The organism is Enterococcus gilvus ATCC BAA-350, from assembly GCF_000407545.1.
GTDB classification, from domain to species: Bacteria; Bacillota; Bacilli; order Lactobacillales; family Enterococcaceae; genus Enterococcus_A; species Enterococcus_A gilvus.
The window spans coordinates 524,653-551,400 of the sequence record NZ_ASWH01000002.1; the positions used below are offsets into that span (position 1 = coordinate 524,653).

20 protein-coding genes are annotated in these 26,748 nt (G+C 43.8%); all 20 read right to left on the reverse strand.

Features of this window, described 5'->3' with window-relative positions; genetic code table 11:
* Positions 1-9: 9 nt before the first annotated feature.
* The 20 genes from I592_RS17570 to I592_RS17665 all read right to left on the reverse strand — a co-directional run bounded on the left by I592_RS17570 (position 10) and on the right by I592_RS17665 (position 26,608).
* Positions 10-534 carry a potassium-transporting ATPase subunit C gene (locus tag I592_RS17570; RefSeq protein ID WP_010779229.1) on the reverse strand — a complete coding sequence of 175 codons (525 nt, stop codon included), beginning with the start codon at positions 532-534 and terminating at the stop codon, positions 10-12.
* A 16-nt stretch (positions 535-550) separates the two neighbouring features.
* Positions 551-2,581, reverse strand: a complete 2,031-nt coding sequence (kdpB, locus tag I592_RS17575) for a potassium-transporting ATPase subunit KdpB (RefSeq protein ID WP_010779228.1) — start codon at positions 2,579-2,581, stop codon at positions 551-553.
* Positions 2,582-2,596: 15 nt separating this feature from the next.
* The gene (gene kdpA / locus I592_RS17580; protein ID WP_010779227.1) at positions 2,597-4,273 is read right to left on the reverse strand and encodes a potassium-transporting ATPase subunit KdpA; all 1,677 of its coding nucleotides are present in this window, start codon (positions 4,271-4,273) and stop codon (positions 2,597-2,599) included.
* 286 nt (positions 4,274-4,559) lie between these two features.
* A complete protein-coding gene (locus I592_RS17585; RefSeq protein ID WP_010779226.1) occupies positions 4,560-5,804 on the reverse strand; it encodes an MFS transporter in 1,245 nt (414 codons plus the stop codon).
* 101 nt (positions 5,805-5,905) lie between these two features.
* On the reverse strand, positions 5,906-6,676 hold the full coding sequence (locus I592_RS17590; RefSeq protein ID WP_010779225.1) for a Cof-type HAD-IIB family hydrolase: 771 nt from the start codon (positions 6,674-6,676) through the stop codon (positions 5,906-5,908).
* Positions 6,677-6,932: 256 nt separating this feature from the next.
* Positions 6,933-7,703 carry a Cof-type HAD-IIB family hydrolase gene (locus I592_RS17595; protein WP_044926872.1) on the reverse strand — a complete coding sequence of 257 codons (771 nt, stop codon included), beginning with the start codon at positions 7,701-7,703 and terminating at the stop codon, positions 6,933-6,935.
* Positions 7,704-7,814: 111 nt separating this feature from the next.
* Entirely contained in the window at positions 7,815-8,048 is a 234-nt protein-coding gene (locus I592_RS22215) for an LPXTG cell wall anchor domain-containing protein (RefSeq protein ID WP_341853252.1), read from the reverse strand.
* A gap of 6 nt (positions 8,049-8,054) precedes the next feature.
* Positions 8,055-14,006: a SpaA isopeptide-forming pilin-related protein gene (locus I592_RS17600; RefSeq protein ID WP_010779223.1), complete on the reverse strand. Its 5,952-nt coding sequence runs from the start codon at positions 14,004-14,006 to the stop codon at positions 8,055-8,057.
* A 110-nt stretch (positions 14,007-14,116) separates the two neighbouring features.
* Entirely contained in the window at positions 14,117-15,649 is a 1,533-nt protein-coding gene (locus I592_RS17605; RefSeq protein ID WP_010779222.1) for an AcpB/EbpR/MafR family transcriptional regulator, read from the reverse strand.
* Between the two features lie 315 nt (positions 15,650-15,964).
* Entirely contained in the window at positions 15,965-16,363 is a 399-nt protein-coding gene (locus I592_RS17615; RefSeq protein ID WP_010779221.1) for a VOC family protein, read from the reverse strand.
* Between the two features lie 156 nt (positions 16,364-16,519).
* On the reverse strand, positions 16,520-17,308 hold the full coding sequence (locus I592_RS17620; RefSeq protein WP_010779220.1) for a CPBP family intramembrane glutamic endopeptidase: 789 nt from the start codon (positions 17,306-17,308) through the stop codon (positions 16,520-16,522).
* A gap of 162 nt (positions 17,309-17,470) precedes the next feature.
* A complete protein-coding gene (locus I592_RS17625; RefSeq protein ID WP_010779219.1) occupies positions 17,471-19,555 on the reverse strand; it encodes a BglG family transcription antiterminator in 2,085 nt (694 codons plus the stop codon).
* Between the two features lie 21 nt (positions 19,556-19,576).
* Positions 19,577-20,206: a bifunctional 2-keto-4-hydroxyglutarate aldolase/2-keto-3-deoxy-6-phosphogluconate aldolase gene (locus tag I592_RS17630; RefSeq protein WP_010779218.1), complete on the reverse strand. Its 630-nt coding sequence runs from the start codon at positions 20,204-20,206 to the stop codon at positions 19,577-19,579.
* Positions 20,203-21,102 carry a 4-hydroxy-tetrahydrodipicolinate synthase gene (gene dapA, locus I592_RS17635; RefSeq protein WP_010779217.1) on the reverse strand — a complete coding sequence of 300 codons (900 nt, stop codon included), beginning with the start codon at positions 21,100-21,102 and terminating at the stop codon, positions 20,203-20,205. Before dapA ends, I592_RS17630 begins: the two co-directional genes overlap by 4 nt.
* Complete coding sequence (locus I592_RS17640; protein WP_010779216.1) at positions 21,099-21,722, reverse strand: SIS domain-containing protein; 624 nt, start codon at positions 21,720-21,722, stop codon at positions 21,099-21,101. Before I592_RS17640 ends, dapA begins: the two co-directional genes overlap by 4 nt.
* A gap of 62 nt (positions 21,723-21,784) precedes the next feature.
* Positions 21,785-23,047 (reverse strand): PTS ascorbate transporter subunit IIC, encoded by a 1,263-nt coding sequence (locus I592_RS17645; protein ID WP_010779215.1) that lies wholly within the window; start codon positions 23,045-23,047, stop codon positions 21,785-21,787.
* Between the two features lie 26 nt (positions 23,048-23,073).
* Positions 23,074-23,358, reverse strand: a complete 285-nt coding sequence (locus I592_RS17650) for a PTS sugar transporter subunit IIB (protein ID WP_010779214.1) — start codon at positions 23,356-23,358, stop codon at positions 23,074-23,076.
* Between the two features lie 51 nt (positions 23,359-23,409).
* Positions 23,410-23,853, reverse strand: a complete 444-nt coding sequence (locus I592_RS17655; RefSeq protein ID WP_010779213.1) for a PTS sugar transporter subunit IIA — start codon at positions 23,851-23,853, stop codon at positions 23,410-23,412.
* A gap of 356 nt (positions 23,854-24,209) precedes the next feature.
* Positions 24,210-25,628: a 6-phospho-beta-glucosidase gene (locus tag I592_RS17660; protein WP_010779212.1), complete on the reverse strand. Its 1,419-nt coding sequence runs from the start codon at positions 25,626-25,628 to the stop codon at positions 24,210-24,212.
* A gap of 311 nt (positions 25,629-25,939) precedes the next feature.
* Complete coding sequence (locus I592_RS17665; protein WP_010779211.1) at positions 25,940-26,608, reverse strand: DUF2922 domain-containing protein; 669 nt, start codon at positions 26,606-26,608, stop codon at positions 25,940-25,942.
* Positions 26,609-26,748 lie beyond the last annotated feature (140 nt).

The window sequence follows — 26,748 nt, forward strand, 5'->3', positions numbered from 1 at the left end:
TTCTGCTACTTACAGTTTATCTAATGCCAAGTTCAACTGCAAAACATTGACATAATGACGGTCAGAAAACCAGTCCTTTTGACTGTTTTCTTCTATTATAGTACGAATGCTCTGCTGACTCACCTTTCGTTCTTTGGAGATTCGGGAAACTTGGAATTCCGCCGCCTCTAGACTGATATTCGGATCGACGCCGCTGGCTGAAGCCGTTACGAGATCATTTGGAACGTTCTTTTCTGTCGGATTTTTTGCCAGCTCTACTTTTGTCCGTGCGTCGACTAAGTTCTTTTGCTCAGAAGAAACGGGAGACAATTGACTGACTTTTTCACTGCGGCCAGAAAAATACTGGGCTTGCTTGAATTCTTGACCAATGAGTGTTGAGCCGACCACTTGGTTGTTCCTTGTAACTTGACTGCCATTCGCCTGGTCTGAAAAAAACAATTGGCCGATCCCAGTAACAGCCGCCGTATAGAGCCCTCCAAAAACAATCACACTCAGCAGAAGAAAACGCAGACTGCCTAAAATACTCTTTTTCATTGTACTTGCTCCTTCGTTATAAAATGATCAGTGAAAGAATCACATCGATTAGTTTGATAAAAATAAATGGCGCGATGATCCCACCTAGCCCGTAGACGAGTAGATTGTGCCGCAAGATTTGACTCGCCGGCTTTTCTTGATACTTCACGCCTTTTAGTGCCAGTGGGATCAGCGCGACGATCACTACTGCATTGTAGATAACTGCGGATAAAATCGCCGTCAAGGGACTGCCTAATGCCATGACATTCAACCGATCCAGTTGCGGATAGATGCTATAAAATAACACGGGTATCACCGCGAAATACTTGGCGATATCGTTGGCAATACTAAACGTGGTCAAGGCGCCCCGCGTCATTAACAATTGCTTCCCGATTTGAACGACCTGCAGCAGCTTCGTGGGGCTTGAATCTAAGTCGATCATATTCCCGGCTTCCTTGGCGGCCTGCGTCCCAGTGTTCATCGCCATCGCCACATCCGCTTGCGCCAGTGCCGGCGCATCGTTGGTCCCATCTCCTGTCATGGCGACAAGGTGTCCCTTTTCTTGGTACTCACGAATCAGATCCATCTTGTTCTCTGGCGTTGCTTCTGCCAGAAAATCATCCACACCAGCCTCCGCGGCGATCGCAGCAGCCGTCAAAGGATTATCTCCGGTGATCATAATGGTTTTGATGCCCATTTTACGCATATCGCCAAATTTTTCTTTGACGCCATTTTTTACGATGTCCTTCAAGTAGACGACACCCATCACCCGATTATTTTTCACCACTACTAGTGGCGTTCCCCCTGATCGCGCGATCTTATCAACGATCTCATCACATTCAGCGGGGTAGCTTTCGCCGTTGGCCTGCACGTATTTTTTCATGGTATCCGCCGCACCTTTGCGAATCACATCTCCGCGGTAATCAATGCCGCTCATCCGTGTCTTCGCACTGAAATCAATAAATTTCACTTCAGACTGCTGGAACGCTCTTTCCCGTAGATTGAATCGCTCTTTGGCTAGGATCACAATGCTTCGTCCTTCTGCCGTTTCATCTGCCAAGGAGGACAACTGCGCAGCGTCTGCAAGCTGTTCTTCACTGACACCATGGACGGGGATGAATTCACTGGCACGTCGATTGCCCAGTGTAATGGTTCCTGTTTTATCCAATAAAAGAACATCGACGTCCCCCGCCGCCTCAATGGCACGACCGCTCATAGCAATCACATTTTCCTTTGTCAAACGGCTCATGCCAGCGATCCCAATAGAGGAAATCAAGGCGCCGATCGTCGTTGGTGCCAGACAGATCAATAACGCGATCACGATGATCATTGATAGCGCCTCTCCCTTTCCAGATAGCTGACTGCTAAAAGCCGTAAAGGGAACTAATGTGATGGAGACGGTTAAGAAAATGATCGTCAGTGTGATCAGAAAAATTTGCAGCCCGATCTCATTCGGCGTCTTTTTTCGTTGGGTGCCCTCCACCATCGCGATCATTTTGTCCAAAAACGATTGCCCATTTTCGGAAGTCACTCGAATCACCAAATAGTCAGAGACCACCGTTGTCCCACCAGTCACCGCACTTCTATCGCCGCCAGATTCACGAATAACAGGTGCCGATTCGCCGGTGATGGCACTTTCATCAACAGAGGCTGCGCCTTCGATTACGTCACCGTCTGCGGGAATTTGTTCTCCGGCACGGACGTACACCAAGTCGCCGCGCTTCAAATCAGAGGAACGAAGCTCGATAAAATTTTCGTCTTTAATATCTTCTAAGCGATTGATTTTGTAGGTCATGACTTCCTTCTTCGCTTCTTTCAAGCTATCCGCCTGCGCTTTTCCGCGCCCTTCGGCAACCGCTTCAGCAAAATTGGCAAAGAGCAAGGTCAACCAGAGAAAGAGTGTCACAGAGATGCTAAACCAAACCGGTACACGCATGGGGTAAAAGCATAATACGGTCGTGATGATGGCGCCCAGATAGACGACAAACATCACCGGATTTTTAATTTGCTGGCGCGGGTCTAGTTTTTTGAAGGACTGACCCACCGCCCATTGATAGATTTTCTTCATTTTTATTCACTCCATCTAGTTCAGTGTAAAAAATTCTGCGATCGGTCCAAGGGCCAAAGCGGGTAAAAAGCTTAACGAACCGATCACTAAAATAACAATAATCAGCATTGAGACAAAGGTTGGGCTGACCGTCGACAAGGTTCCAGAGCTCAAGGCGGCTTTCTTTTTGCCTCCCATGTTTTCAGCCAAGAACAAGATCGCGACGATCGGCAGATATCTTGAGACAGTCATCAATACGCTCCCCAAACCGTTTAAAAATGGGGTGTCCGCGGTTAACCCACCAAAGGCACTACCATTGTTATTAGCTAAAGAGGTCGCAGCGTAAAGTAATTCACTGAATGCATGCGGGCCGCGATTGGTAAGCCAGCTCATGACCTCAGGATGCAGGACTAGGGCCATCGCCCCGAAAAGCGTCAGCATCAGAGGTGTTAAAATAACTAAACTCGCCATTTTTATATCAAAGGCTTCGATTTTCTTTCCTAAATATTCTGGCGTCCGTCCCACAAGTAGTCCAGCGATAAAAACAGCAAGCAACAGAAACGCGAGCATGCCATAAAGACCGCTGCCGGCACCGCCGAAGATGATCTCTCCTAACTGCATCAAGAACATTGGGATAGCGCCCCCCAATGGTGTGAAGCTGTCTAGCATCGCATTGACCGAGCCATTGGAGGCGGCAGTCGTTGCGACGGACCACAAGCTGGACCAGCCGACACCGAAGCGTACCTCTTTTCCTTCCATATTGGCCGAGCCAAGAACCCGCGCAAATTCTGGTCCATAGTATTCACTCATCGCGACACCGATAAACGCAAGTAACAGGAAGAACAAGGAAACGACCATGATCGTCCGCCCCTGCTTCCAATCCTTCACCCAGAAGCCAAAAGTAAAAATCAAGGCGGCTGGAATCAATAGGATCGCGATCGTTTCTAAAAAGTTTGAGAAAATCGTCGGATTCTCAAAGGGATAGGCGGAGTTGGCTCCGAAGAAACCGCCGCCATTGGTCCCAAGCTGCTTGATCGCCACTTGACTAGCCACCGGTCCTAAGTGTAACCACGAGCTTCCTCCCTCTAGCCCATGATAAGAAAAGCCTGATCGAAAGGACTGAACCGTTCCCTGTGAAATAAGCAACACGGCGAAAACGATCGCCAACGGAAGCAAAATATACACCAAGCTGCGAGTCAAATCCTGCCAAAAATTTCCTAACGCTTTCTTTTTCACCTGCGAGATTCCTCGCAACAGCGCCACTAAAACGGAAATACCCACACCTGCCGAAACAAAGTTTTGTACAGTCAATCCAAACATTTGAGACGTGTTCGACAAAGTCGTCTCACCTGCATAGGCCTGCCAGTTCGTGTTCGTCACAAAACTTACAGCCGTGTTGATGGCCAAGGGAAATGAAAGATTTTTTACCGCTGCACCCCCCGGCAAAAAGTGCTGCGTCATCAATAGAACCGTCAGTAACACCACCGAGAAAAAACTAAGCAGTAAAATAGTCATCGCGTAGCGCTTGGCGGACATTTCCTTTTTGCTGATGGGGCCGATCACCTTATAAAACATTCTCTCGATCGGCTGCAGAAACCGCACGCCTTTTGGGATCGCGCCCTGCATGATCTCCTTGATGTACCAGCCCAGCGGCACCGCTAATAGTAATAAAACAAACAAGAAAAATAGTCCTTGATAGATGATGCTGCTCATAACTCTTCCCCCTTAAATAAAAACCAGAAAAGATAGATCATGACTAGAAGTCCGATAATTCCTAAAATAATCGTCATTTCATTTCGCTCCTTTTACCCCCGCTTATTAAATCAAGGGGCCTTTGTTTACCCTCTAAGCATAAAAAAAAAGACCTAAAGATAGTGTGAAACTTGATGCCATTTCTTTACACGATCTTTATACGGTCTTCGAGGGAGTTAAAACATGGAAAACGCAAAAAAAACAAGGTACGAATGTGTCGCACCTTGTTTTTGTTTCTATTTACCAGCTACTTTTTCACTGGATTCAGGTCACTTTCTTTGGTTTCTTTAAACAGCCAATAACAGACGCCTGAGATCAGGAGAACCAGCACGCTGATCAGCAGGACAGGGATAAATACGCTCGCCGCTGAATTTCTAAAAATGAGGCCCATCAATAATTGCCCTAATGGCACCGCGCATTGGGCGACGGCCACGATGGTCGCCATGACCTTTCCTAAATTTTCCCTCGGCGTGATTCGTTGGACCAGCGTGATCAAGTAGATCGAAATGGCACTGGCCATCATTCCGATAATGATTTCCATAATCAGTACAAGGAAGAAGCCGACCGTTGCGTTGGTCATACTCAGTAGAATATTGGTCACTAGCAGGACGATCCCGGAATACGTAAAGACGCGGTAAAAATTACTAAACGTAACGTTCTTCGTTAAGGGTCCTGCGAAGATGGCTCCAAGAATACTAGCCAAACTAAATACGCCCATCCCAACGCCGTACATTGTGTCATTCACCTGTAAGGTCATTCGTAAAATAACAGGAAGTCCTACTATAAAGAAAGACGTCAAAACAAAATTCACTGCGGCTGCGATGAGGATCGACTTAAAGATCACTTGATTGTTCTTGACTTCCTTGAAGCCGTCCTTTAAATCGTCCGTCAAAATCTGCATCACGGTCCCTGAAGAGCTCTCGCGTTTTTCGAAAGGAATCTTCAAAAAGCTTTCGATAATCGCTGCGATCACGAAGAACACGACACTGCTGGCGACCAATAGTTTCGCGCCCATTAATCCGTAGAAGATCCCGCCAATGATCGGTGCAACAACGTTTGACAATTGCAGAATCCCATTTGATAGCCCGTTGATTTTTTCCAGCTCACTTTCTTCTACTAATAGAGGAATACTCGCGCCCACCACCGGTGTATCAAAGCTGCCAATGATCGCGAGAATAAAAATGAGCAGACCGATGCCAAAAATTGATTGAGAGGTCCCAACAACTAAAAATAACAATGCTGCGATGATCGCATTGCACACATCCATCAATACCATCAGCACTTTACGGTCATACCGGTCAGCGATCGCTCCGCCTATTGGCGCAAACAAGACCGGAATACTTGAGATAGCCAAGACAGTGGCGAAAATATCCGCCCGTCCTGTAATATCTAATACAAATAACGACAGTGCAAATCTCAGGATCGCACCCCCGAACACTGAAATGACTTGCCCCAACATCAAATAACTAATATTTCTTCGATTTCCCTTCACAACGTTTCCCACTCCCTCATATTGAATACATTCAGCTTAACGAATTCTTAATATAAGGGCATCCGCCTAAAGTCTCATTCCCTTCTCACACTTTAGTATCTTTAAGGAAGCAAATGATAGTGCTTCAGACCTTCGAGTACGCCTTTTTCTGTTTTGGCGACATAGGTTGCTTGTTGTTTTAATGCCGATGACCCTTGCTTCATGGCGACGCTGTAATCCGCCAGTTCAAACATACTGTGGTCATTCATTTGATCGCCAAAAGCATAAATTTCCAGCTCCGTGCTAGACAGCTCCTTTAGCAGGCGTTGAATCGCAGTTCCCTTTGAGACCTTTTTTGGCAGCACATCGATCGCCAATGGGGCAAATCGGACAACGTCTGCTAGGTGTTTGATTTTTGGGTAAATGCGTTCTTCTGCTTCCTCACTTAAATACAGATTCATAAAATTGACGAAGTTTTGTTGATAGAACCTCGGCGCAATGGGAACATCCGTGATCCCCATGTAGGACACGTGCGCCTCCACCACCTCCGAAAGCTGGCTCACCGCAAATCCCTTTTGATTAAAATAACCGGCGGCAATCTGATTCTCACTTGCAATCGCCAAAATAGCCTCTATTTCCTGTGGGGTAAATCCCACGTTTTGAAGGATTTTCTCTCCGAAACGAATAAAGCAGCCATTGGATAAAATATAGTGTTCTACCTTCAGTAGATCCAGCAGCTCTGCGACTTCATAATAGCTGCGTCCAGTCGCGATAATCGGCAGAACCTCGGTTTTTCTCAACACCTCAAAAGCCGTTAAGACCTCTGGCTCCACTTGCAGACTTCCTCCTGAACATAACGTCCCGTCTAAATCAAAAAATACTACTTTCTTCATATCCCTCTCGTCCCTCCAAAATAAATTTGTCGTAGTTGGATGCCTAGACGAGTCGTCAACACAAAAAAAAGGAGAAACGTCAGTGCATCACAAATACACTGAACCTTTCCCCTCGGATTTTTTATATCAATAGGTGCCTTTTACATTGGTAAAAGATGAAGCCCTCGGTCGCAGTCCTCGCTTGAGCGGAACCCTAGCTCCAATTTTCCAGTTCACTAAGAAGCATACCATAGAAGCCGTAAACGTCGCAATTTTTCTACGAGATCAAGCCGTAATGTTTCAATCCTTCGATCACGCCTTGCTCAGATTTCGCAATGTAGGTTGCTTGTTGTTTTAAGCCCTCCGTCGCTTGCTTCATGGCGACGCTATGATCCACTAATTGGAACATCGTCAGGTCATTGTCGTTATCTCCAAAGGCATAGGTCACTGATTCTGAGGTGGCGCAGTGATCTAAGACTTTCTTGATCGCCGTTCCCTTAGAACTATTTTTTGGCAAAAGGCTGACCGCTAAAGGAGAGAAGCGAATACGATCAGCTATCCTCTCTAGTTTTCCCGTCACTTGATCTTCTTTTTTACTGTCCATATACAGGTTCATAAAATTGACAGGCTGCGTTTGATAAAACGTTGGAGCGATCGGAACATTTTTCTGACCTAGAAGAGCGCCATGTTCGGTTACTTCTTCTGTCATTTCTGTGACAGCATACCCTTGCTGGTTAAAATAACCGGCGGCGACACCCATTTCAGCCGCGACCGAAAGAATCGCTTCAATTTCAGACGAAGAAAACGTCTCGTTCACGATCTCCTTTCCATTAAAAAAAGCGTAACACCCATCTGATAAAATATAATCGTTGACCTGCAATGCCTGCAAAATAGGTTTGACTTCATAATAGCTGCGCCCTGTCGCGATGACCGGCTGGACACCCGTTTCTCGCAAGTGCTCAATGGCTTCGATTATTTCTGTCTCCAGCTCCAAACCGTAGCCTCGACACAAGGTCCCGTCCAAGTCAAAAAAAATCCTTTTTTTCATCCACTCATCCTCTCGCATTTTCTTACTCCTTCCATCAAAGGTATAACGTTTTCATTGTTTCCGCAATAGGAAAACGGCCTAAAGCCCTGTCACTGCTCTAGGTCGTTCTTATTAATGCTTTCGTTTTCTGTAATATAGAATTCCCGCGATTAACACGATTCCCACACCTGCGACAAGAAGCCACGGATTTCGTGTGTCATTTGTCTTCGGATAACTTCCGCTTGCTGTTTCGGAGGTCGTTGGTTTATTGGATGATTTGGGAACGTCGGGTGCTTTCGGCGATTCTGTGTTTACAAATTTTCCTAAATCTATGGTTGCCGGTTTGTTTTTTTCTGAAGAGGCAATAGTAAATCAGCGTTTCTCCTTGCTGAGGGCATACCCAGTGGGTGCCTTTTTCTCCGTAAAGTAATAGGCTCCCGGCGCCAAACGGTCTACTGAGAGTTGCCCCTGCTTGTTAGAGGTGTATTCTCCGACTTGTTTGCCATTGTCGTGTTGCAGCGTGAAAACAGCACCTGCTAGAGCAGCATTAGATGAAGAAACCTTTTGTAATTTGACTGACCCCTGATAATTGATAACGTCTGCTAAAGTGATCGTTTTTGGCTTGCCTTGCGTTTTTGTCGGAACAGTAAAGGTGATTTTTGCTTCATTGAGCACGTAATTTTCTGGTGCTTTCGTTTCAACGAGCTGGTAGCTGCCAGGAACCAATCCTGTCGCAACGACCTTGCCTTCTTTGTTAGAAACAAGCTTTTCTGTTTCCTTTCCTGCTTCGTTCAAGACCGTTTGTGTTTTTCCTTTATTGTCTTGAATTTCAAATTCGGCTCCCGCAAGAACCTGTCCATGATCGTTCCTTTTAGTCAATGAGACAGAACCCTTTTCGTTTACGAAATCGCCCAAATTGACTTTATCAGGTTTTCCTAATTGTCCAGTTATATCGAAAGGATGCGGCGTCGTATCCAAAATGTAGCCTTTAGGCGCTTTGGTCTCAACGATCACGTAATGTCCTTGACTTAAGCCTTGGAAGTAAATCTCCCCTTTTTTGTCTGAAGAAATCGTGTTGTCAGGATACTCGGCGCCTTCGCGATCCTTCACAGGAAGCGGATCTCCTTGCGGCTGATTTTGATCGTTGGCCCGATAGACTTGATAGGCTGCGTCCTTCAGCGCCTTTTTCTGATCGTCGACTTTACGTCCGATGACCCCTGATTCGTAATTCTTGAAATCAAGGTTGTCGATGTTCGGGTCTTGATCCGCATTTTCCTTGACGACAAAGTAGATCGGCTGCTGATTCAGAATGTATCCCGGTGCTGGTTTTACTTCTTTGACGAGATACTCTCCTGCACCTAACCCTGAGATATTCAAAAGACCATTTTCTGGTACAGTGATCGTCCGTACAAGCTTTTGGTCGCCGTTGACGATGTGATACAGTTCAAATTCCGCACCAGCGATCGATCCGCCTTCTCCGACTTTCGTGATCTGTGCTCGTCCACGGAAATTTTGGAAGTCGCCTTCTTGTTGAATCTCCGGTTCACCGTATGCACGATCAGTGACCGTCACTTGGATCAACGCCGGATTGATGACATAATCAGAACCTTCTGTCACAGTTGGCGCTTTGGTTTCTTGATAATAATAACTGCCGGGAGCTAGATCCTTGAAGGTCACTTTCCCGTTTTTATCGCTGACGGCTGTTTTGTTTAGTGGTTTTTTATCTTTGTCATAAAGAGTAAATTCGGCGCCTGCTAAGCCGTCGCCATCCGTATTGCGTTTGACGAGTTGGAAACCGCCCTTGTAATTGATAAAATCTGATAATTCGATGACTGGGACCTTCCCTTTATGGGCGGCATCGATCGTGAAGCTTCGTTTTTTCTCATTCAATACATATCCTTCAGGGGCCTTCGTTTCCACAAATGTGTATGCGCCGGGCGCTAAATGATCCACATGAACTTTCCCTTGCTCGTCCGAGGTGAGCGGTGTCTGATTGACCTTGTCGCCTTTTGAGTCTAATAGATCAAACTCGGCACCTGCCAACGAACGGCCAGCGTTGTCTTTCTTCACAAATTCGACAGCGCCCTTCTCATTTGTTAGCTCTAATGGGCTGCCATCTGGCTGTGTGGTCACGGTTTTCGGTTTGTCTTGAGCACCAGAGGCGATGGTAAAGGGTACCTCGGTGGAATTGAGGATATATCCTGAAGGTGCTTTGGTTTCGACAAACTTGTAATCTCCTGGTGCTAAGCCTGTCGCTGTCACTTTCCCATCCGCTTGTGAAACCAACGGCTGCTGATTGACTTTTTTGCCATTGCTATCGATCACATCAAATTCGGCACCTGCTAAAGGATTGCCTTCACTGTCTTTTTTGATCAATTCGGCACTGCCTTGATAGTTTGGATAATCAAATTTATTCAGCGGCACCTGTTGCCGACTGTTGCGATACACTAGGAAGTATTTCGGCGCGGTGTTGATCATATACCCAGTGGGTGCTTCGATCTCTGTCATCCGATAAAATCCTAGCGGCAGGCTGTCGATTTCGAGAACCCCGTCACTATTCGTACGATCTGGATTTAAGGCTACCGGGTCCCATAAAGAACCGTTTGGCGCCAATGGATCTAATCGCTCTAGTTTAAAACGTGCACCTGCCGTGATGCCATTTCCCAGCTTGATCGGTTGTCCGTTCGCGTCTGTTTTTTGTAGGATCACCTTGTAGCGCTCATTGGGAATCGTTAATGGCGCTGCTTTTTCTGCAGACGTTTTTTCATTGATCGTGATTCTGCGGCCGTCGACGAGTTCATCTGAAATCGTGAAGCCTTCTGGTGCGTGCGTCTCGATCAACAAGTATTCACCATAAGGCAGACTGCCGAATGTCAATTGTCCATTACTGTCGACTTCGCCTTCACGCAGCATTTGCGTTTTGGTTGTGTTCCATAACTGGAATTTCGCCCCAGTCAGTTTTGTTTTCTCATCGGCTTCTGTTTTCTGGATCGTCAGCTTGCCTTTTTTCCCATTCGCAGAGCCGCCGCTGTGGTCCACCTCGACCGTCACGTCTTCCCCGTCTCCGCCAGAGATTGTCTGTTCGTTGTCTCCAGTGACAGTTATTTTATTTGAGACGGTGTCCTTGCTGCCGCTGGCACTTGAGGTGATGTAGCTCTTGTATTCCAATTGATAGGCGGTGTCGATCTTATGAAGCATCGTGATCGTCAACACCTGCTTGCCTGTCAGATTGTCCGTTGTCAGCGCCACCTGATAATCTTCATTCAAGGTCAGTGGCTTGTCATAGTTTGGCGTGACCGTTCCGTCAATGGCAACAGTTGTTTCGTAAAGCTTGATTGACGATTGGTCAATGACTTGATTTTCCGTGGGTTCGTCTTTGATCACCACATCGCTCAATGTGGACTGCGAAGGATTGATCACGGCTTTCCAGTCAACGTAATCGGGGTTCTTGCTATCCTGCTCACCAGACTTTTGAACATACTTTCCGCCATTTTTTACGCTGACTTCTCCAGTCACATCTCGCTCATCATGATCGTTTTCATACTGCGCAACATTGTCATACTTATTCGAGCCTTCGATGATTTTTCCGGCGACGGAGGTTTTAAACTCGATCAAATAGGTCGTCGCCACGTTTTCTGGAAAATCGATCGTTAAGGTTTGATCGTTTTTCTCACTGGGTTCATCGAGTGTCTTCATGTCCTGATTGACAGAGGTTTCCGGTTGTTTCTTTTCTACCGATCCATCCTTTTTGACTTCTGCTTCATACACGTTCACTGAACCTGCTACATACGCCTGATTTTTAAGGATCTGATCGACTAATTGCGCTTCTTTCAAAGGGTTCCCGCTTAAATTAACAGCGATCGTCCAAGTGATCTCTTTCGTTTGTGCGTTGTATTGCCCGCTTTTTTGCGCGTTCAATTGATAGGGATCGTTGGGTTTAAAGTCGTGGCTGCCATCTGAATGATGGTCGTTCCCAGACTTGTCTTTCCAATCAGCCGCCATATTATTTTTAAAGCGGTCCTTGTCTGGGCTGTTGGGGTCCAACAATGACACATCAAAGTCTGTGTGATAATTGATCACAAATTCAGAACTTGTCGGATTGTACGAGTTAAGAAAGACGATCTTGAAGCCGGTCTCTTCCCCTGCCGCATTTTTGGTCAATTCAAGCGTATAGTCTTTGCCAGGCTCCAACACTTTATTGCCAGTCACGTCGCGAATTTCAAGATCGGGCGTTTTTCCATCTGCCTTCATGGACATCGTTAATCCCGGAGTCGGTGAATACGTATCTGTCAGCTCCAAATTTCCCATGTAATAATGATTTTTATTGATAGCAATCTGCCAGCCCGCTTTACGTGTCGCGTAATCCACATCCGTCAAATTTTTAATGACGTTTTGTTGCTGAGCTGTCCCTGAATCAATCCCTGTATCTCCCGTCCCAGTAGCAACACTGTTATCCACTTGGGTCGGATCTGTGACAATACCATTGACCTTTGTTTGGTAATCCACGATGATTGCTTGGTCGATGTCGTGCAAAAAGTTTATTTTAAAACCGTGACCATCGGGATTTGGAACCAATTCGTAGTCTTTTCCTTCTTCTAACGGTGCGCCTTTTGTCTCATGTCCCTGCGCATCAAAAGTGATCGGGTAAAGTTTCACGGAGGCGTCCACCAAGTCCATGTTCTTACTGATGGTATCTGTGATCGTTGCTTGATCTTTAGAAAGATGCTTCTCTCCGTAGTTGTACTTGATCTCCCAATTGAAGGTTTGTCCATTAGGGTCGTAGCCCGTCATACTTTTTTCCACGGGTTTGCCGTAATTTGTTGTCACTGTAGCCTTCGCGTCGATCCCATCAGGGTCATTTTTATCCGACAAGGTCGCGTGATTCGTAAAGCTGACTTTGCCGCCGTTTTCCGGCTTGGCTGAGTCATCAATCGCGGTTTGATACACGAGTCGGTAAGCTTTGTTCGTATCGCCTTTGACTGTGACATTCCCATTTGCATCTACGGTATAGTCACTCGGATTTAGCTCACGACCGACTTCCTTTACTGTCCCGTCTAGATTCATGACCAGTTCGTAGACCTTGACCGATTTGTAGTTGATCCCCTCAGGCCAGTTTTCTGTAACGTTCGGATCTGTTAAATGCTCCATCGACTGATTGACATCGACGGTCCATTCCACGTTGTTAGGATTGGGGGTACGATCAAAATGCCCTTTCTTATCGATCGAAGTTTCTGTATCTGGACGAATTTCTACATCGACTGGCGGAATATCATCCTCCACAGGATAATGAATCGTGATGTCTCCCGGTCCATCGATGTGCTCCTGGTCAAATTGTGCATCAAAATAAAAGCTTCCATTAATATCGCTTTGGTTTTCGACTTCCTCCGTAAAGGTAAAGCGAACATTGCCGTCTTGATCAACGGTATAGGTGGCGTATACTTCGCCATCCGCATTTTTCAATTCCCCGTTGAGAGGTTTCGACGGACGCAGTTCTTCCGGCAGCTTGAAATCGAAATAGTCCCCCGCCTTGATCTGGCTGCGAACCTCCTCTGGGATACTCCAAGCATAATAAATCCGCACATGCGTGTTCGCTGGCACTGGCGGCTCGATGATATTTCCGTCATCGTCAAGATAAACGAGGTTTGACCCTGTCAAAATCGTCCCGCTTCCTCCGGGAAAATACGTCCGAATGTCCGTTCCGTCTTCTGCTTTGGCGGCTTTTTTATCTGATTTTTTTGGTTCAGATGAAGCAGACGGCTGTGTACTTTGGGCCGTCTCGCTTGTTGAGGTAGTCGTAGTTGCAGGAGGCACTGTGCTGCTTGTGCTTGAGTCGTCTGCACTGCTGGCTTCAGGTGCGTCGCTTGAAGCACTCGTTGAAGAGGCGGACGTACTTGTGTCTGTTTTTGGAAATTGATAGCTGACTGTCTGCTCCTGGTAACTGAAGTCCACTTGCTGAAGGTCCTTCAAACGCTCTTGCTTCAACGACAAGTGCACAATACCTTTTCCGCTTGCCGCAGTTGGTATCTCGATCTGCTGAGCATTTTCAACAGTCAGTGCAGTCGTCTGTCCATTCTGTTCAAGTTCCGCGTGATCAATAATTGCTTGTGACGAGCGGATCTTCACAGGTGTTTTATCTGTTGTCTCCGTTGTTTGAAGCGTCAGCTCTAATTGAGTCTCTGATTGACCTTTGGAAACATTCTCCAACTTCAGCAAAGGAGATTCTCTTTCTTCAGCCAACGACGTTAAAGGCGTCAATGAATTTAATAAGATCAAAAAGGTCATAAATCCATAGACCCATTTATCTACCCGTTTTTTGTTTGTCATCTTCTTTAACTCCCTTACTTTTTGATAACTAGCGCCATTGACTGTTATAACAAATAATTGCACCTGTTATTTTCAAAAAACGCGCTTTTTCAGAATCATTTTTGAAAGTTTCAACAATCATCCCCGTATTTCTTGACCGAAACTCCCTCTAACACGTCATTGATCCGAGACATATCCACGATAGACAATGCTTTAGAAACGACGACTGTTTCCGCGTCAGGATAGACCCTGCAGAGTTCTGCCATGTTGCCCGTCGTCAGCAGAACATCCACCGGCAGCTCGTGACAGTCGAACACGTCATGGAATTTTAAATTGTAGAGGTAGCTAAAATAGCCATTGATTTGCTGGATGAATTTTTCCATTAAAAGACCAGACATGTCACTTTCGATCATGACATGGATCGGCACTTCATACTGGCAAGGCTCGTCTAAAAAGAAGATATTTCTCAAATAACTAATCAGCAAATAATCCACTTCTAAAAAAATAGGGTTGCGAGATTCCCTATAGAGATCCGTGATAAAACGCCTCGTCTTCGCAACGAGCTTCGGGTACCGTTTAAAAAAAGTATGCCGATACGTGTTGCCCGTAACGTCCGTGTTGAAGCCTTTAAAATAGTAGGCAAAATAATGACTTCCTGTGACATAAGCTCGAAATCGAACCTGTTCCTCTTCCTCGATCGGACGAAAGACCTCTTGAAACCGTGTCATCATGAGATCAGTGGCTAAATAGATCGGTCCTTTTTCATCTGCCAGTTTCGCCAATGAACGGGCCAAAATCTCCTTTTTTAAAATGTCCATCGTTTCCGGGAGCACCAGCCATGCGGCAAAAAAGAACGGAATCTCTGAATGCTTGTCGTTGACGATTCCGTGAAGCTCTCCGATTCTTCTTTCAAAACAAGGATATAAAAAGCTTTGCTTCAGCGACTTCGCAAACGCTGGGGTCATCTGAACAAAGTTTCCTTTTCGCGTGCGGATCGTCGCTTCCGCAAATAGATACGCCATTTGTTTCTTATGCCCTAGCGGAATCTTCGGATAAACAGTTGCTTCGTTGTTGAGCAAATCCTCAACGAACGTTTCCATCAGGCGTTCATCGACATACTTGAAGGGCCAAGAACTTCCTCGGTAGACGCTCCAATAAAAGATTCCCATAAACATACGGATCTGATGTTCTTCCCCCAGCAGCTTCGCACGCTCCCGACCAATTTCTATGGAATAATTTGCCAACAGTTCTTGGATCTTGTTTAAATCTCTGCGAACGGTCGACTCACTGATGAAGTGACGCATCGCGTAACTTTTGACGCTCTCAAATTCCTCCGTCAGCAGCGACTCCAGCATACCGACTGTTGCGCATTGCTTCACTATGAATGTGATCAATTCATAGATGTCTGCGTCATTTTCTACATTCAACGAGACCCCTCGACTTTTCGAGAGTTCAAATGTGAATTGATCCGGCCGAAACACTGCGACTTGATTCGCCAGATCATTGATCGTATTTAAGGTCGTGCGCTTACTCAGTCCCAATTGATCCCCAAGCCATTCGCTAGACACCCACCGACCGTTCGTCGAATTCAGTAATAACAGCATGCGGCGCTGGTAAAAGGTCTTCCGATCAAATAAGCTTTCAAAAAAATCTTTTCGTTCCATTACATGTATCCATCCCTTTTTTCGATCCTGTCTAATCGTTCATTCATTCTTTCATTGCTAGCATCATAGTAAATAAATAAAAAAAAGGGTAACAAAACACTCGTATTTTTATCCTTTCGCCGAATAAAGTAAAAAAAATAAGGTATTTCAACCAATAAAGCGACGATTTGCAAAATTGAAATTTCGTTTCTCATAATTTCTCTTTTAAAAAGAAGCGGTAGTGGTTCTTCCTTCTCATTTTTACTAGGTATTCACTCGTGTGCCTATGCGAAAAAAGTCACGACTTCCTAAAAAGCCGTGACTTTAACGGTGCCCTTACATCTCCATCCAAACAGGTTCAAACTGGTTGCCATCGAGATCCGTGATCTCTAGACTAAACATTTGATCTTCTGGGATTCCCATGTCTACCGCAAAATAATCGCCGCCGTTCGCTTTCGCTGCATCCGCGATCTTTTTCACCACTTCAGGACTTTCGACAGAGAACGCAGTCAATGCACCGCTTTGACTTCTGACATCCGCAATTTCTTTGTTTTTAAGGAACAGCCCGTAAAACTCATGGCTCAACAGCATGATCCAAAAATTGTCGTCCCATCGCATAGAACTGGAATTCTCATTCGACATTTCCTCTACTTTTGTGAACCCTAATTTCGTATAAAATTCCGTTGAGGCCTGGACATCTTTCACTGGGTAATTGGCAAATACCATCGTTGACATTTTTCTTAACCTCCCTACTTAAATTTTCTTCTATTATGCAAAAATCCCTCGAATAAAACAAAGAAATCGCTTGCAATAAAGTGAACAAGTAAGGGGCCTCATTAACGTTTTTAAACAACAAAAAAGCGACAGTCTCTGAGACTATCGCCTTCTCTATTAGCCCGCATTCTCACTGAACTGATCAAGAATCTCTGCGTGCTTGCTTTTTCGTAAAATAAATAACGCCACTAAGATAAATACGACGGTCGTTAACAGTTGTACCAGTATACCTCCGCCACCTGTGGAACTCGTCGGTGCGATGCTGCCTCCAGACGCAGCAATACTCGTGAAATCATTGACACCATGAAGCAATAACGGCCAGATGATGTTTCTTGTCCGTAAAAACAACGCGCCCATGTATAATCCTGAGCCGAAGGTAGAGACCGTCTGCATCAATACGCCGGAAGCATCTCCCGGTGAATAGTTCACGATCAAATGACTCAAGGAAAACAGGACACTGGTTACGATCACAGACATGTAAATCGCTTGACTGCCCGTATAAGAACGAAAAATCGTTGTTTGCATGACCACTCGGAAATAAAGTTCCTCAAATAATGCAGCAAACAGCCCCAAAATCGCGGAACTAAGAACGATCGACGCCACATTCCCCTGACTCTTAGACAGATTGACCATTGTCCCAAACACCATGACCGCTAAATATAAAAGAACAGGAAGCACCACGATGATCTGTGATAAAAATCGTTTGCCAGAAAAGAACTTCGGACGAATTTTCAACAAATATTTCCCTAAAAGATACGTAGCAATCAGCATGATCGTATTTTGAATCACCAATTTCCCAGCAACTGGCAAGCTCTTGGGAATGACCGCAGGAATAATAAATAACAAAACAATGACAATGATCCAGCTTATGATCAGTTTCCCCCATAGCTCTGACTTTCTCTTCATAACTTTCCCCCTAATTGTAAAACAATCATACTAAACTCTGAAAAAATTGGGAAATATTTGATTCTAGATGAGAGAGATTATTATAAAAAAGGCCATTTTATAAACAAATTAGTTAAAATAAATTCTATCCTGGTATCCTGTGTTGAAAGCTGCTTTTTAAGACTATGGGTAAATATATTTTTTAATCCATTGGTATGCATCGTTACTTGAAGAAGCGTGATCAAGCATTTTGAAAAATTCGGGCTGATCAATCAATGAAACAAGTTCAGCTAACGCTGATAAGTGTTTTTTATTGTCCACAGCAGCCAATGTAAAGATATATTTCATCGGTGTCAGGCCTAATATTTTTATTGGTTTTTTTAACACCGTTATTCCTAACCCCACTTTTTTTACTCCGTCCTCTGGTCGAGCGTGAGGCAAAGCGACATGATCAGAAATCACCATATAGGGTCCTTCTTCATAAGTCGTCTGAATGATTTTATCAATGTACCGACGACTAACGATGTCTGCTTCGATCAATGGAGTGGCAGCAACATAAAATGCTTCTTCCCAACTATTCGTTGCAAGTCCTAACTGTATGTAATCTGGTGAAAGAATATCAGATAACCGTAAATCTGTTATTTCTGATTTCTCATTCAATTTGTGTTTTGCGTGATTGATTTTCGGCTGTCTTAAATGTCGAACAAGTTCCTTTCTCAGCACAGCTTCGTCTTCTATCTTCGTATACTTGCTTATGATGCTCATAAGCTCCTCAAATTGATAATCACTTGATAGATTTCTTGTACTATTTTGAATTTCTTGAACCAAACTATATTTCTCATCGATGGACATGATAGGATTGACCGTATAAACTGGTTTTTTTAATGAAAACAGACGTATATTTGGAACCGTAGTAAAAATCATATCATAGTCTTGCTTCTTTTTATAAATTTCATTGGTTTCTATGGGTCCTATAAAAATCATTTCAGGAAATAAATTTTTTAATTCATTGTAGATAATAGCAGAGCTGCCAATGCCATTCGGACATACAATGATTCCAACCTTTCGTTTTACCTGATACTCATCGTTGTCATTGATCAATGAAGCGAAATGGATAGTTAAAAAAGATATCTCTTCATCTGGAATCCGTGTACCAAATAAATTTTCGATTGGTTTCATTGTTTCTCTAACGATCTGAAACAAGTCAGGATATTCTTGAATAATTTTCTTGTTTAATGGATTGATAATTGGCAGATGAAAAAACAGGCGATAATAAGCGGGCCGAAAATGGCTATACAGCTGCTTTCTTACGTTACTTTTCTCCTTAAAGCGAATACCAGACAATTGTTCAAATCGATCAAAGATGCGTTCAACAAGTTCATTGATGATGGAATAATCTGGTGTCTTTTCCGATGCATCTCCAATCGCCATTCCCAGCATCCAACCACAAATATACAAGACAGCGTACTTATTCTCGATTGAAAATTTTTTTAATAAACTCACAGAGAAAGCATATTCTTTCATTTGATAAAAAGTTTGAAAGCTATAGTTGTCATAAAATTCTGCCCATTCTTTGTTTAGACGGGGCAACAAAAAAATCAGCATATAACTAAATTCAAGAAGGCGGTTTTCAACTAATGAAATCGAGTAGCGATCGAGCTCATCAGAAATCTGGCGAAAGGTTTGTTCTTTTTCAATTGAGCTTTCGTTAAATAGAAAGTAGTCCCACAAGAAGCTACCATTATCCGATCGTAAATCTTCCAGCACTAGTTTCATAAGATGATACCGCAGAAGGGACTCGTCTCCTGACAAAGTATACCCATTCTTACGATCATAGTTTATTTGGATCGAGATAGATTCCAATTCTTTTTCTACTTTTTTCAGATCGTTTATGAAGGTCGTCTTCCCTATATCTAGCACCTCTAAAAAGTGATTTACTGACAGATACTCATCAGTATGATAAAAAAGCATGAGGTAAATGTATTTTTTTCGTTCGTCAATATCCATCTCATATTGACGATAAATCTGATCATTCGAGAAAAATTCAACTAAAAATAGACGACTGTCATCGGATAAGTGAAAATAGTTTCCATCAAACCAAACAGGAGGAAGCGTTTCTTCAGCTAACAATTCATTCACTTTCGTAATGACATAATCAATTTGAACTTTCGTCAGCTTCAAATGGGTGGATAAATTTTTAGAAGAGATAATCGGTTTTTCAATCAGCTTGAGTAAAATCTGACGTGTTCGTTGATCAACTTTTTGCATCTCGTTTCCTCCTGTTCTTGCTTAGTTCAAACTTTCAGTTACCTTTTTCCGCAATAAACGAGCATTCTCTGCTATTTCTGTTTTACTTCCTTTAGACAATAGGGTTCCTACGCCCATACAATCTACCCCTGAATGCAGCCACTCCGCAACATTTTCTGTGGTTACGCCACCTGAGGAGAGCACAGGAACATAGGGCATCGGTGTTTTGATCGTGGCTACTACTTTGGGACCGACAAAGGAGGATGTAGGAAAGGCTTTGACCATATCTGCTCCAGCTTCAAGCGCTTCGACAATTTCCGTCATGGATGTGCAACCCGGCATATATGGAATCTGGTATCGATTACACAGTTTCGCGACCGCATGGCTGAAGTTTGGTGCAATAATAAATTCCGCACCTTTCAATATTGCGTGACGAGCTGTCTCACTGTCAAGTACTGTTCCCGCACCAATGACCACTTTTTCTTGGTAACGGTCCTTTAGCTGTTCAATAATGGTTCCGGCGTTTTGATTCGTGTAGCTGATTTCTAAGCATGAAACCCCTCCTTCGAGGCATCCATCAACAATTTCTTCGGCTCGCTCGATCGTTTCTACCCGAATGATCGCCATCAATTTTTCTTCATTGATTCTCGTTAGTGTCGCTATTTTTTTCATGATAAATCGTTCATCCCTTCTATTTCTTTGTATTGGGCCAGTGTAGTTCGAATCTCGGAGTCAAATGTTACCGGCACATCGCAAACTGGACGTTTAGGACTTCCTACAGGTATTCCTGTTAACTCCAGACTGTATTTCAAAACACTCGGAATTGTAGCTAATTTTAGAATTCTACGAAAATCATTAATACTTTCTTGTAGAATTTTTGCTTTTTCGAGCTCATTATTTTGAAACGCGTGATAAATTCCTAGATCTGTTTTTGTTAGAACGTTTGAGGTTGCAGCAACAGCACCATCTACTCCTGCTTTCAGAGCCGTAAGAATTAAGGAATCTGACCCAACTAAAACTGAAAAATCATCTCGTTCACTCAACGTTAAATACATTTTGACTGTATCGATTTGACCGCTGCTGTCCTTTATTCCGATGATTTCAGGTATTTTTACCAACTCTTTGAAGACAGCTTCACTGATTGAAATTTTTGTATTGGCTGGAATATTATAGAGAATGATCGGCAGGTTCGTATTCTCGGCGATTTTTTTATAGTGCTGAATTAATTCGTCATCACTTACTTTGATCAAATAAGGCGTTATGACAGATACGGCGTCTACTCCAAGTGCTGCAAATTGATTGGTCAATTTGATTACTGCTTCTGTCGAAATCCCTCCAGAACCTGCAAATACCGGCACTCGACCATCAACCTCATCCACCACTATTTTCACTAACTCGAGCTTTTCTTCCTCACTCAAGGCATAAAATTCTCCATTGGTGCCTAAAATAAATAACCCGTGGATGCCACTGTCTATCAATTTGTTGACCAATTTCCGCGTTGCTTTTTCATTGATTCCATTTTCTGACAATGGCGTGACCATCGCTGTGATAATCCCTTTTATTTTCATTTTGAGTCCACTTCTTTCAACTCTTTAATAGATGCCCCCAACGCCCCGCCGGGATGCCACTGATAATATTTATCTAAATCCAATTGCTCTTCCTGTTGCAGTAAGATAGACAAACATTGCAAAACAATAATTTCAGCTAAAATCGAGATTCTTGGTGGTTTGTTCAAATCGTCTCCTTCTTGCTTAACGCCGGCTAACAAAAATACTGTAGAGTGCGTTTTTAACCAAGAATTCTCGCCACCACTAACGCCGATAATTTTTGCATCCAATCGTTTTAATGATTCAACCGTTCGCTTCAGCTCTTCCGTCTGACCGCTATTGGAGATCGCGATAACAACATCTCCAGGAACAACCTGCCCAGCTGATCCATGAATTGCTTCTGTTGTATCCAAATAATACGTAGGTGTTCCTACTGAAGAATTCAATGCTGCAATATATTCTGCTACATGACTTGGTTTTCCTACACCTGTAATATGAACTCGTCCGTGGTTTCTTTTTGATTCAGAAATGATTTTACATGCCTCAACAACTTTTTCCTTATCTAACCGATTGATGTATTCGTTGATTTCTGGTTGAAGGACCTCAATGTACGCATCCAATTTTTTCGTAGTAATTTCCATTCTCTTGACCTCTCTCTTTTAAAAACAGACTTAGCGAAGCTTCATCACTAAGTCTGTTTCTTCTATCTACCAAATAGTGACAATATTTTGTCTAACATTATTCCCATCACGTTGTAATCAATATTCGGGAATGTTGATCCTTCAATGCCTAATGTGCCGTATAGTGGATAAAGAACAGTAGGTAAAAATGCCAATAGCAATCCGATGACGAATGACCCTACGACAGCACCTCGCCACCCGCCAGTGGAGTTTCCGAATACTCCCGCAGTTCCGCCTGAAAAGAAGCAGATGTGCGCTGCTGGGATGATAACTACTGGAAATTTAAGAGCAACCATTAAAAATACTCCGATCAATCCCGCGGTGTACGAAGACAAGAAGCCTACGATTACCGCTGTTGGAGCGAATGGAAAGACTGTGGGCACATCCAATGCCGGACGTGAATTTGGAATAAATTTTTCAGAGATCGAAACAAAGGCCGCGGTGATCTCTGATAGAAACATCCGAACACCTGTCATTAAGATCGACATCCCCGCCGTAAACGTAAACGCTTGAACAAATGGGAATACTAACCAATGTTGTGTGCCAGCCAATTCTTCAACAGCCGGACGTCCTGCTTTTAATGCAGATACATAAAACAAAATCAACATGACAACTGAAACACCCATTAAGAAATCTCGGAAAAAAGACAACCACTTAGGGAAGTTGATGTGTTCCGTAGTTTTATCTTTATGCTTGCTGAAAAGCATGCCAATGTACCCCGACAAAGCGTACCCAATCATATTGAAGTGACCAATTGCAGTAGCATCGCTGTTCGTGATTCTGCGCATGAATGGCTGACATAACTCTGGCAAAGCTGCTGAGAAGAATCCTAATAATAACCCGCCAATAATAATTGCTGGAACATCGGCTACATGATGCGCTTTTAAGATCAACGATAGTACGCACGCGAAAAATAGACTATGTCCGGTTGTAAAGAAAATATTTTTAAAGGGTGTGATTCTCGCAATTACAAGGTTCATAATGAAACCGATGATCAACGTACAACTTGTAACAAATGCGAACTCAGTTTGAGCCAACGCAGTAGCCGCTTCAGGTGAAGCGACAACTCCTTGGATATGGAACCCTTTTTGAAATAATTGGTTAAAGTTTTGCAAGGCGCCCGTCATAATCGATCCCCCGGCACTAAACACTAAGAAACCAATAATTGTTTTAAAGGTGCCCGTCAATACTTCGGTCCCGCTCTTTCTTTGAGCAACCAATCCGATGAATGCCACCATTCCTAACATGACTGCTGGTGTACTTAAGAAACTAATAAAAAAATCCATTTTTTATTTCCCTCCCAAACCCCTCTTTATCCTAATTCAGCTAAGGCTGCCTCTAATTTTGCCTTGATTTCATCTTTGTCCACGATATTACTGATCCCAATCAATTTGTATGGTAGATTTTTTTGTGCAAGTTCTTCTGCAACATCTGGTAAAGTAATGATCATTTGCCCACCAAATCCTGGAACACCATCTAATGACGAATGTTCTACTTCAATAGGAAAATTATTCATTTTAACAACTTCCGATACTTTTATTTTTAGCATCAAACTTGATCCTACTCCTGCTCGACACGCGACTAATGCTTTATACATACTTCTTCTCTCCCTTTTTTAGACAAACGGATGAAATTTAGTTTGTTTGTCTTATTGATTGTTAAAATAATGAACGAATTCTTCCTTTGAAGATACGTTTTGTAAAAATTCGATGAAACTTTTTTTACTCAATAAATCAGCTAATTTTGACAGTAGCTCGATGTGCTCATTGCTGGCTTTAGCGCTGAGCGGAAACAAATATCGGACAGGATCATTCGTTGTATGACCTGAAACGACTGGCACCTTCAGTCTTACAAAACCTAGTCCCAATTTTTGGGCTCCGTCTTCTACTGGAGCGTGAGGCAAGGCGATATTTTTAGTTATTACGATATAAGGACCTGTTTCGTGATAAATTCGAATAACTGACTCTACATAGGTTTCTGTAACCGCCTTGTTTTCTATCAACGGATCAAATGATTTCCTGATCGCCTCTTCAAAATTTTCAGCTTCTACATCTAATTGAATATAGGATTCTTCGATGATTTCTTGCAACATGTATCTCACCTCTTTCTTATGCATTTGCTTTACACACTCACTATATTTGATAACGCATCCCTCTACAATGCTAAGTCAGTTCGCTTTATTTTTGCATAACGAGAAGAAGTGAACCGTTTTCAGCCTTGCCTATAGACAAGTGTCCTACCTCCCATATTTCTCAGGACTAAATCTTGTTTTCTTTCGAAAGACAGTTCACTTTTTTTCTTATACATTAGAAAGTACGGACTAACTTTTAACTCCTTTAACCAAAGCAAAAAGACGAATCAGGAAATTGATTCGTCTTTCATCCGTTGATTTATGCTGTTTTTCTAAAACGAGCCATTTTTACGCTTGTTCGTCAATGACAAGCGCATCTACCCCAACTCTCCCCCATTACTGGCGATGACTTTTTTATACCAATAGAAGCTGTCTTTGCGGCTGCGGTCAAAAGTCCCCTTGCCTTCATCGTTTTTATCGACATAAATGAAGCCGTAGCGTTTCGACATTTCGCCTGTCCCGCCAGAAACGAGATCGATGCAGCCCCAAGGCGTATAGCCGATCAAATCGACGCCGTCTTCGATCGCTTTACCCATCTCCTCGATGTGGCGTCGGAAATACTCGATGCGATAGCTATCATGGATCGTGCCGTCTTCTTCCACGTGATCGACAGCCCCTAGCCCGTTTTCCACGATCATTAAGGGAATCTCATAACGATCGTACAATTCATTCAAGGTGAAGCGCAGACCGACAGGATCAATTTGCCAGCCCCACTCGCTGGTTTCCAAATAGTTGTTCTTCACGCCGCCGAATAAATTACCGCCCACGCGATCTCCGTTTTCATCAAGGTCTGCCGTCACGCAGCTAGTCATATAATAGGAGAATGTGTAAAAATCGACCGTGCCTTCTCGTAAAATCTTTTCATCGTCTGCTGCGAATTCCAGATGAATATTCTGCTTTTCAAAATAATGCTTCATATAATACGGATATTTTCCTTTGACTTGAACATCGCCGCAGAACCAGTTTAGCTTTTTAACCAATTCCTGATTTGCCAATGCGTCCTCCGGTTTACACGTCAACGGGTACATCGTCATATACGCCAGCATGCACCCAATGTTGAATTCTGGATTGATCTCATGCCCGATTTTTACTGCCAAGGCGCTTGCGATGAACATATGGTGAAGCGCCTGATAACGGCGTTCCTCATTGTCTTCCTTGTCCAAGATCCCTAAAAGATTGCGCCCGCCTAATGGCAATGTCCCAAAATTGATTTCGTTGAAGGTCAGCCAATATTTGACCTTGTCCTTGTATCGTTCAAAAAGCGTCGTCGCATAACGAACAAAGAAGTCGATCGTTTGGCGATTCGCGAAGCCGCCATAATTCTCAGCTAGCGCATAGGGCAGCTCAAAATGACTAATGGTCACTAACGGCTCGATCCCATGCTTCCGACATTCGTCAAAAACCTGATCATAAAAGGCCAGTCCCTCTTCATTCGGTTCCGTCTCGTCCCCCTTCGGAAAAATCCGTGACCAGGCGATACTCAAGCGAAAAACAGTGAAGCCCATCTCCGCAAATAGTGCAATGTCTTCTTTGTAGCGATGATAAAAGTCGATACCCTCATGGTTCGGATAATAGCCTTGCGGATCGATCTCCTCTGTCATGACCCGTCGTTTATGCAGCCCGCCTGCCCGCATATGGTCAGGGATACTCTCGCCTTTGCCGCCTTCATTCCAGCCGCCTTCACATTGATTGGCAGCCGTTGCGCCGCCCCATAAAAACCCTTTTGGAAATACCATGTATCGTTCCTCTTTTCCGTAAAATTAGATGTCTTTACTTTACCCAAAAGAAAAACCCGTCAACAAATACACGTTTCACACGTGTTATTTTGTCAACAGGTTTAGCTTGCATAAAGCAATCACTATCCAGTTTGTGTTTATTTTATCTGAATTATAGCACTGAAAATCAAGCCTGTGCAAGCGCTTTTTCGCGTAAGCGAGACTTTTCCTGTTCCTACAAAATGAAAAGGCGCTTGCTGGCTTTGTTATAAAACGTTTTTCTTTTGCGTTCTCGAATACCAACGTTGGATTTTGATTCGATCACGTATGTGCTACATGGAGTTATGCTTTTTGAACCGCTCCAATAGCTTTCGATTGGTTTTGTTCGGTCTTCTGCCCTTTTTCGCCTTCTCGGGCGTCGTTATGGGGATATTCTCCGGCACTGTCTGGGGTTCCTTTTTCGCCTCGCCTTCCAGATCTGGCGTCTCCAAATCGACTAGCGGATCTTGGGGCGGCTCTTCCTCCGCTTCGTAATACAGCTCCTCTAATTCCGCGCCTTCAGGCAAAATGTCCCTAAAGAGTGCTAACAGTTCCTGATCAGACAAGGCCTCGATATCCGTGCCCTCTGGGATCACGAACTCCATCTGTTTGAGACCTTCGTCATCTTCATCCGTCATTTGGATCGTGATCCCTGATTCTACCGCCCCTTCTTTTGATTGTGGGACTGATTTAGCTTCGGATTCCTCTTGACGTAGAGGTTCTGCAGTCTCCTCAACATCTGTAGTCACGTCAAAGATCGGTGTCACCACCGTTTCGACGAATTTCGCACTCACCACCTTCTGGAACAGCTTCACGCCGTCCTTCTCAAAAAGATTCAAGCGTGTCATTTTCTCTAATTCTGCTCGGATCTTTTCTGGTGATTTCGTAACATCTGGATCTTTCAAAACCCATCGATGATTTTTTCCTTCACTATTTTCAAAAATTACAACTAAACTTCGCATGTATTTTTCTCCTTCCAAAATGACTCTTTTTATTAAAACGAACGTCACTGATCCTTTCTCCTTCGAGGTCCTCGTTCACAAAGAACGTGAAAACACATCTGGGTCTCATCGGCGGGATCGGTATTGACGAGAATAGGCAA

What these genes read in the sequence shown, in the direction of transcription:
- I592_RS17570 (WP_010779229.1), bottom strand. Translation starts at nt 534, where the DNA reads ATGAAAAAGAGTATTTTAGGCAGTCTGCGTTTTCTTCTGCTGAGTGTG.
- kdpB (WP_010779228.1), bottom strand. Translation starts at nt 2,581, where the DNA reads ATGAAGAAAATCTATCAATGGGCGGTGGGTCAGTCCTTCAAAAAACTA.
- kdpA (WP_010779227.1), bottom strand. Translation starts at nt 4,273, where the DNA reads ATGAGCAGCATCATCTATCAAGGACTATTTTTCTTGTTTGTTTTATTA.
- I592_RS17590 (WP_010779225.1), bottom strand. Translation starts at nt 6,676, where the DNA reads ATGAAGAAAGTAGTATTTTTTGATTTAGACGGGACGTTATGTTCAGGA.
- I592_RS17595 (WP_044926872.1), bottom strand. Translation starts at nt 7,703, where the DNA reads ATGAAAAAAAGGATTTTTTTTGACTTGGACGGGACCTTGTGTCGAGGC.
- I592_RS17600 (WP_010779223.1), bottom strand. Translation starts at nt 14,006, where the DNA reads ATGACAAACAAAAAACGGGTAGATAAATGGGTCTATGGATTTATGACC.
- I592_RS17605 (WP_010779222.1), bottom strand. Translation starts at nt 15,649, where the DNA reads ATGGAACGAAAAGATTTTTTTGAAAGCTTATTTGATCGGAAGACCTTT.
- I592_RS17615 (WP_010779221.1), bottom strand. Translation starts at nt 16,363, where the DNA reads ATGTCAACGATGGTATTTGCCAATTACCCAGTGAAAGATGTCCAGGCC.
- I592_RS17620 (WP_010779220.1), bottom strand. Translation starts at nt 17,308, where the DNA reads ATGAAGAGAAAGTCAGAGCTATGGGGGAAACTGATCATAAGCTGGATC.
- I592_RS17625 (WP_010779219.1), bottom strand. Translation starts at nt 19,555, where the DNA reads ATGCAAAAAGTTGATCAACGAACACGTCAGATTTTACTCAAGCTGATT.
- I592_RS17630 (WP_010779218.1), bottom strand. Translation starts at nt 20,206, where the DNA reads ATGAAAAAAATAGCGACACTAACGAGAATCAATGAAGAAAAATTGATG.
- dapA (WP_010779217.1), bottom strand. Translation starts at nt 21,102, where the DNA reads ATGAAAATAAAAGGGATTATCACAGCGATGGTCACGCCATTGTCAGAA.
- I592_RS17640 (WP_010779216.1), bottom strand. Translation starts at nt 21,722, where the DNA reads ATGGAAATTACTACGAAAAAATTGGATGCGTACATTGAGGTCCTTCAA.
- I592_RS17645 (WP_010779215.1), bottom strand. Translation starts at nt 23,047, where the DNA reads ATGGATTTTTTTATTAGTTTCTTAAGTACACCAGCAGTCATGTTAGGA.
- I592_RS17650 (WP_010779214.1), bottom strand. Translation starts at nt 23,358, where the DNA reads ATGTATAAAGCATTAGTCGCGTGTCGAGCAGGAGTAGGATCAAGTTTG.
- I592_RS17655 (WP_010779213.1), bottom strand. Translation starts at nt 23,853, where the DNA reads ATGTTGCAAGAAATCATCGAAGAATCCTATATTCAATTAGATGTAGAA.
- I592_RS17660 (WP_010779212.1), bottom strand. Translation starts at nt 25,628, where the DNA reads ATGGTATTTCCAAAAGGGTTTTTATGGGGCGGCGCAACGGCTGCCAAT.
- I592_RS17665 (WP_010779211.1), bottom strand. Translation starts at nt 26,608, where the DNA reads ATGCGAAGTTTAGTTGTAATTTTTGAAAATAGTGAAGGAAAAAATCAT.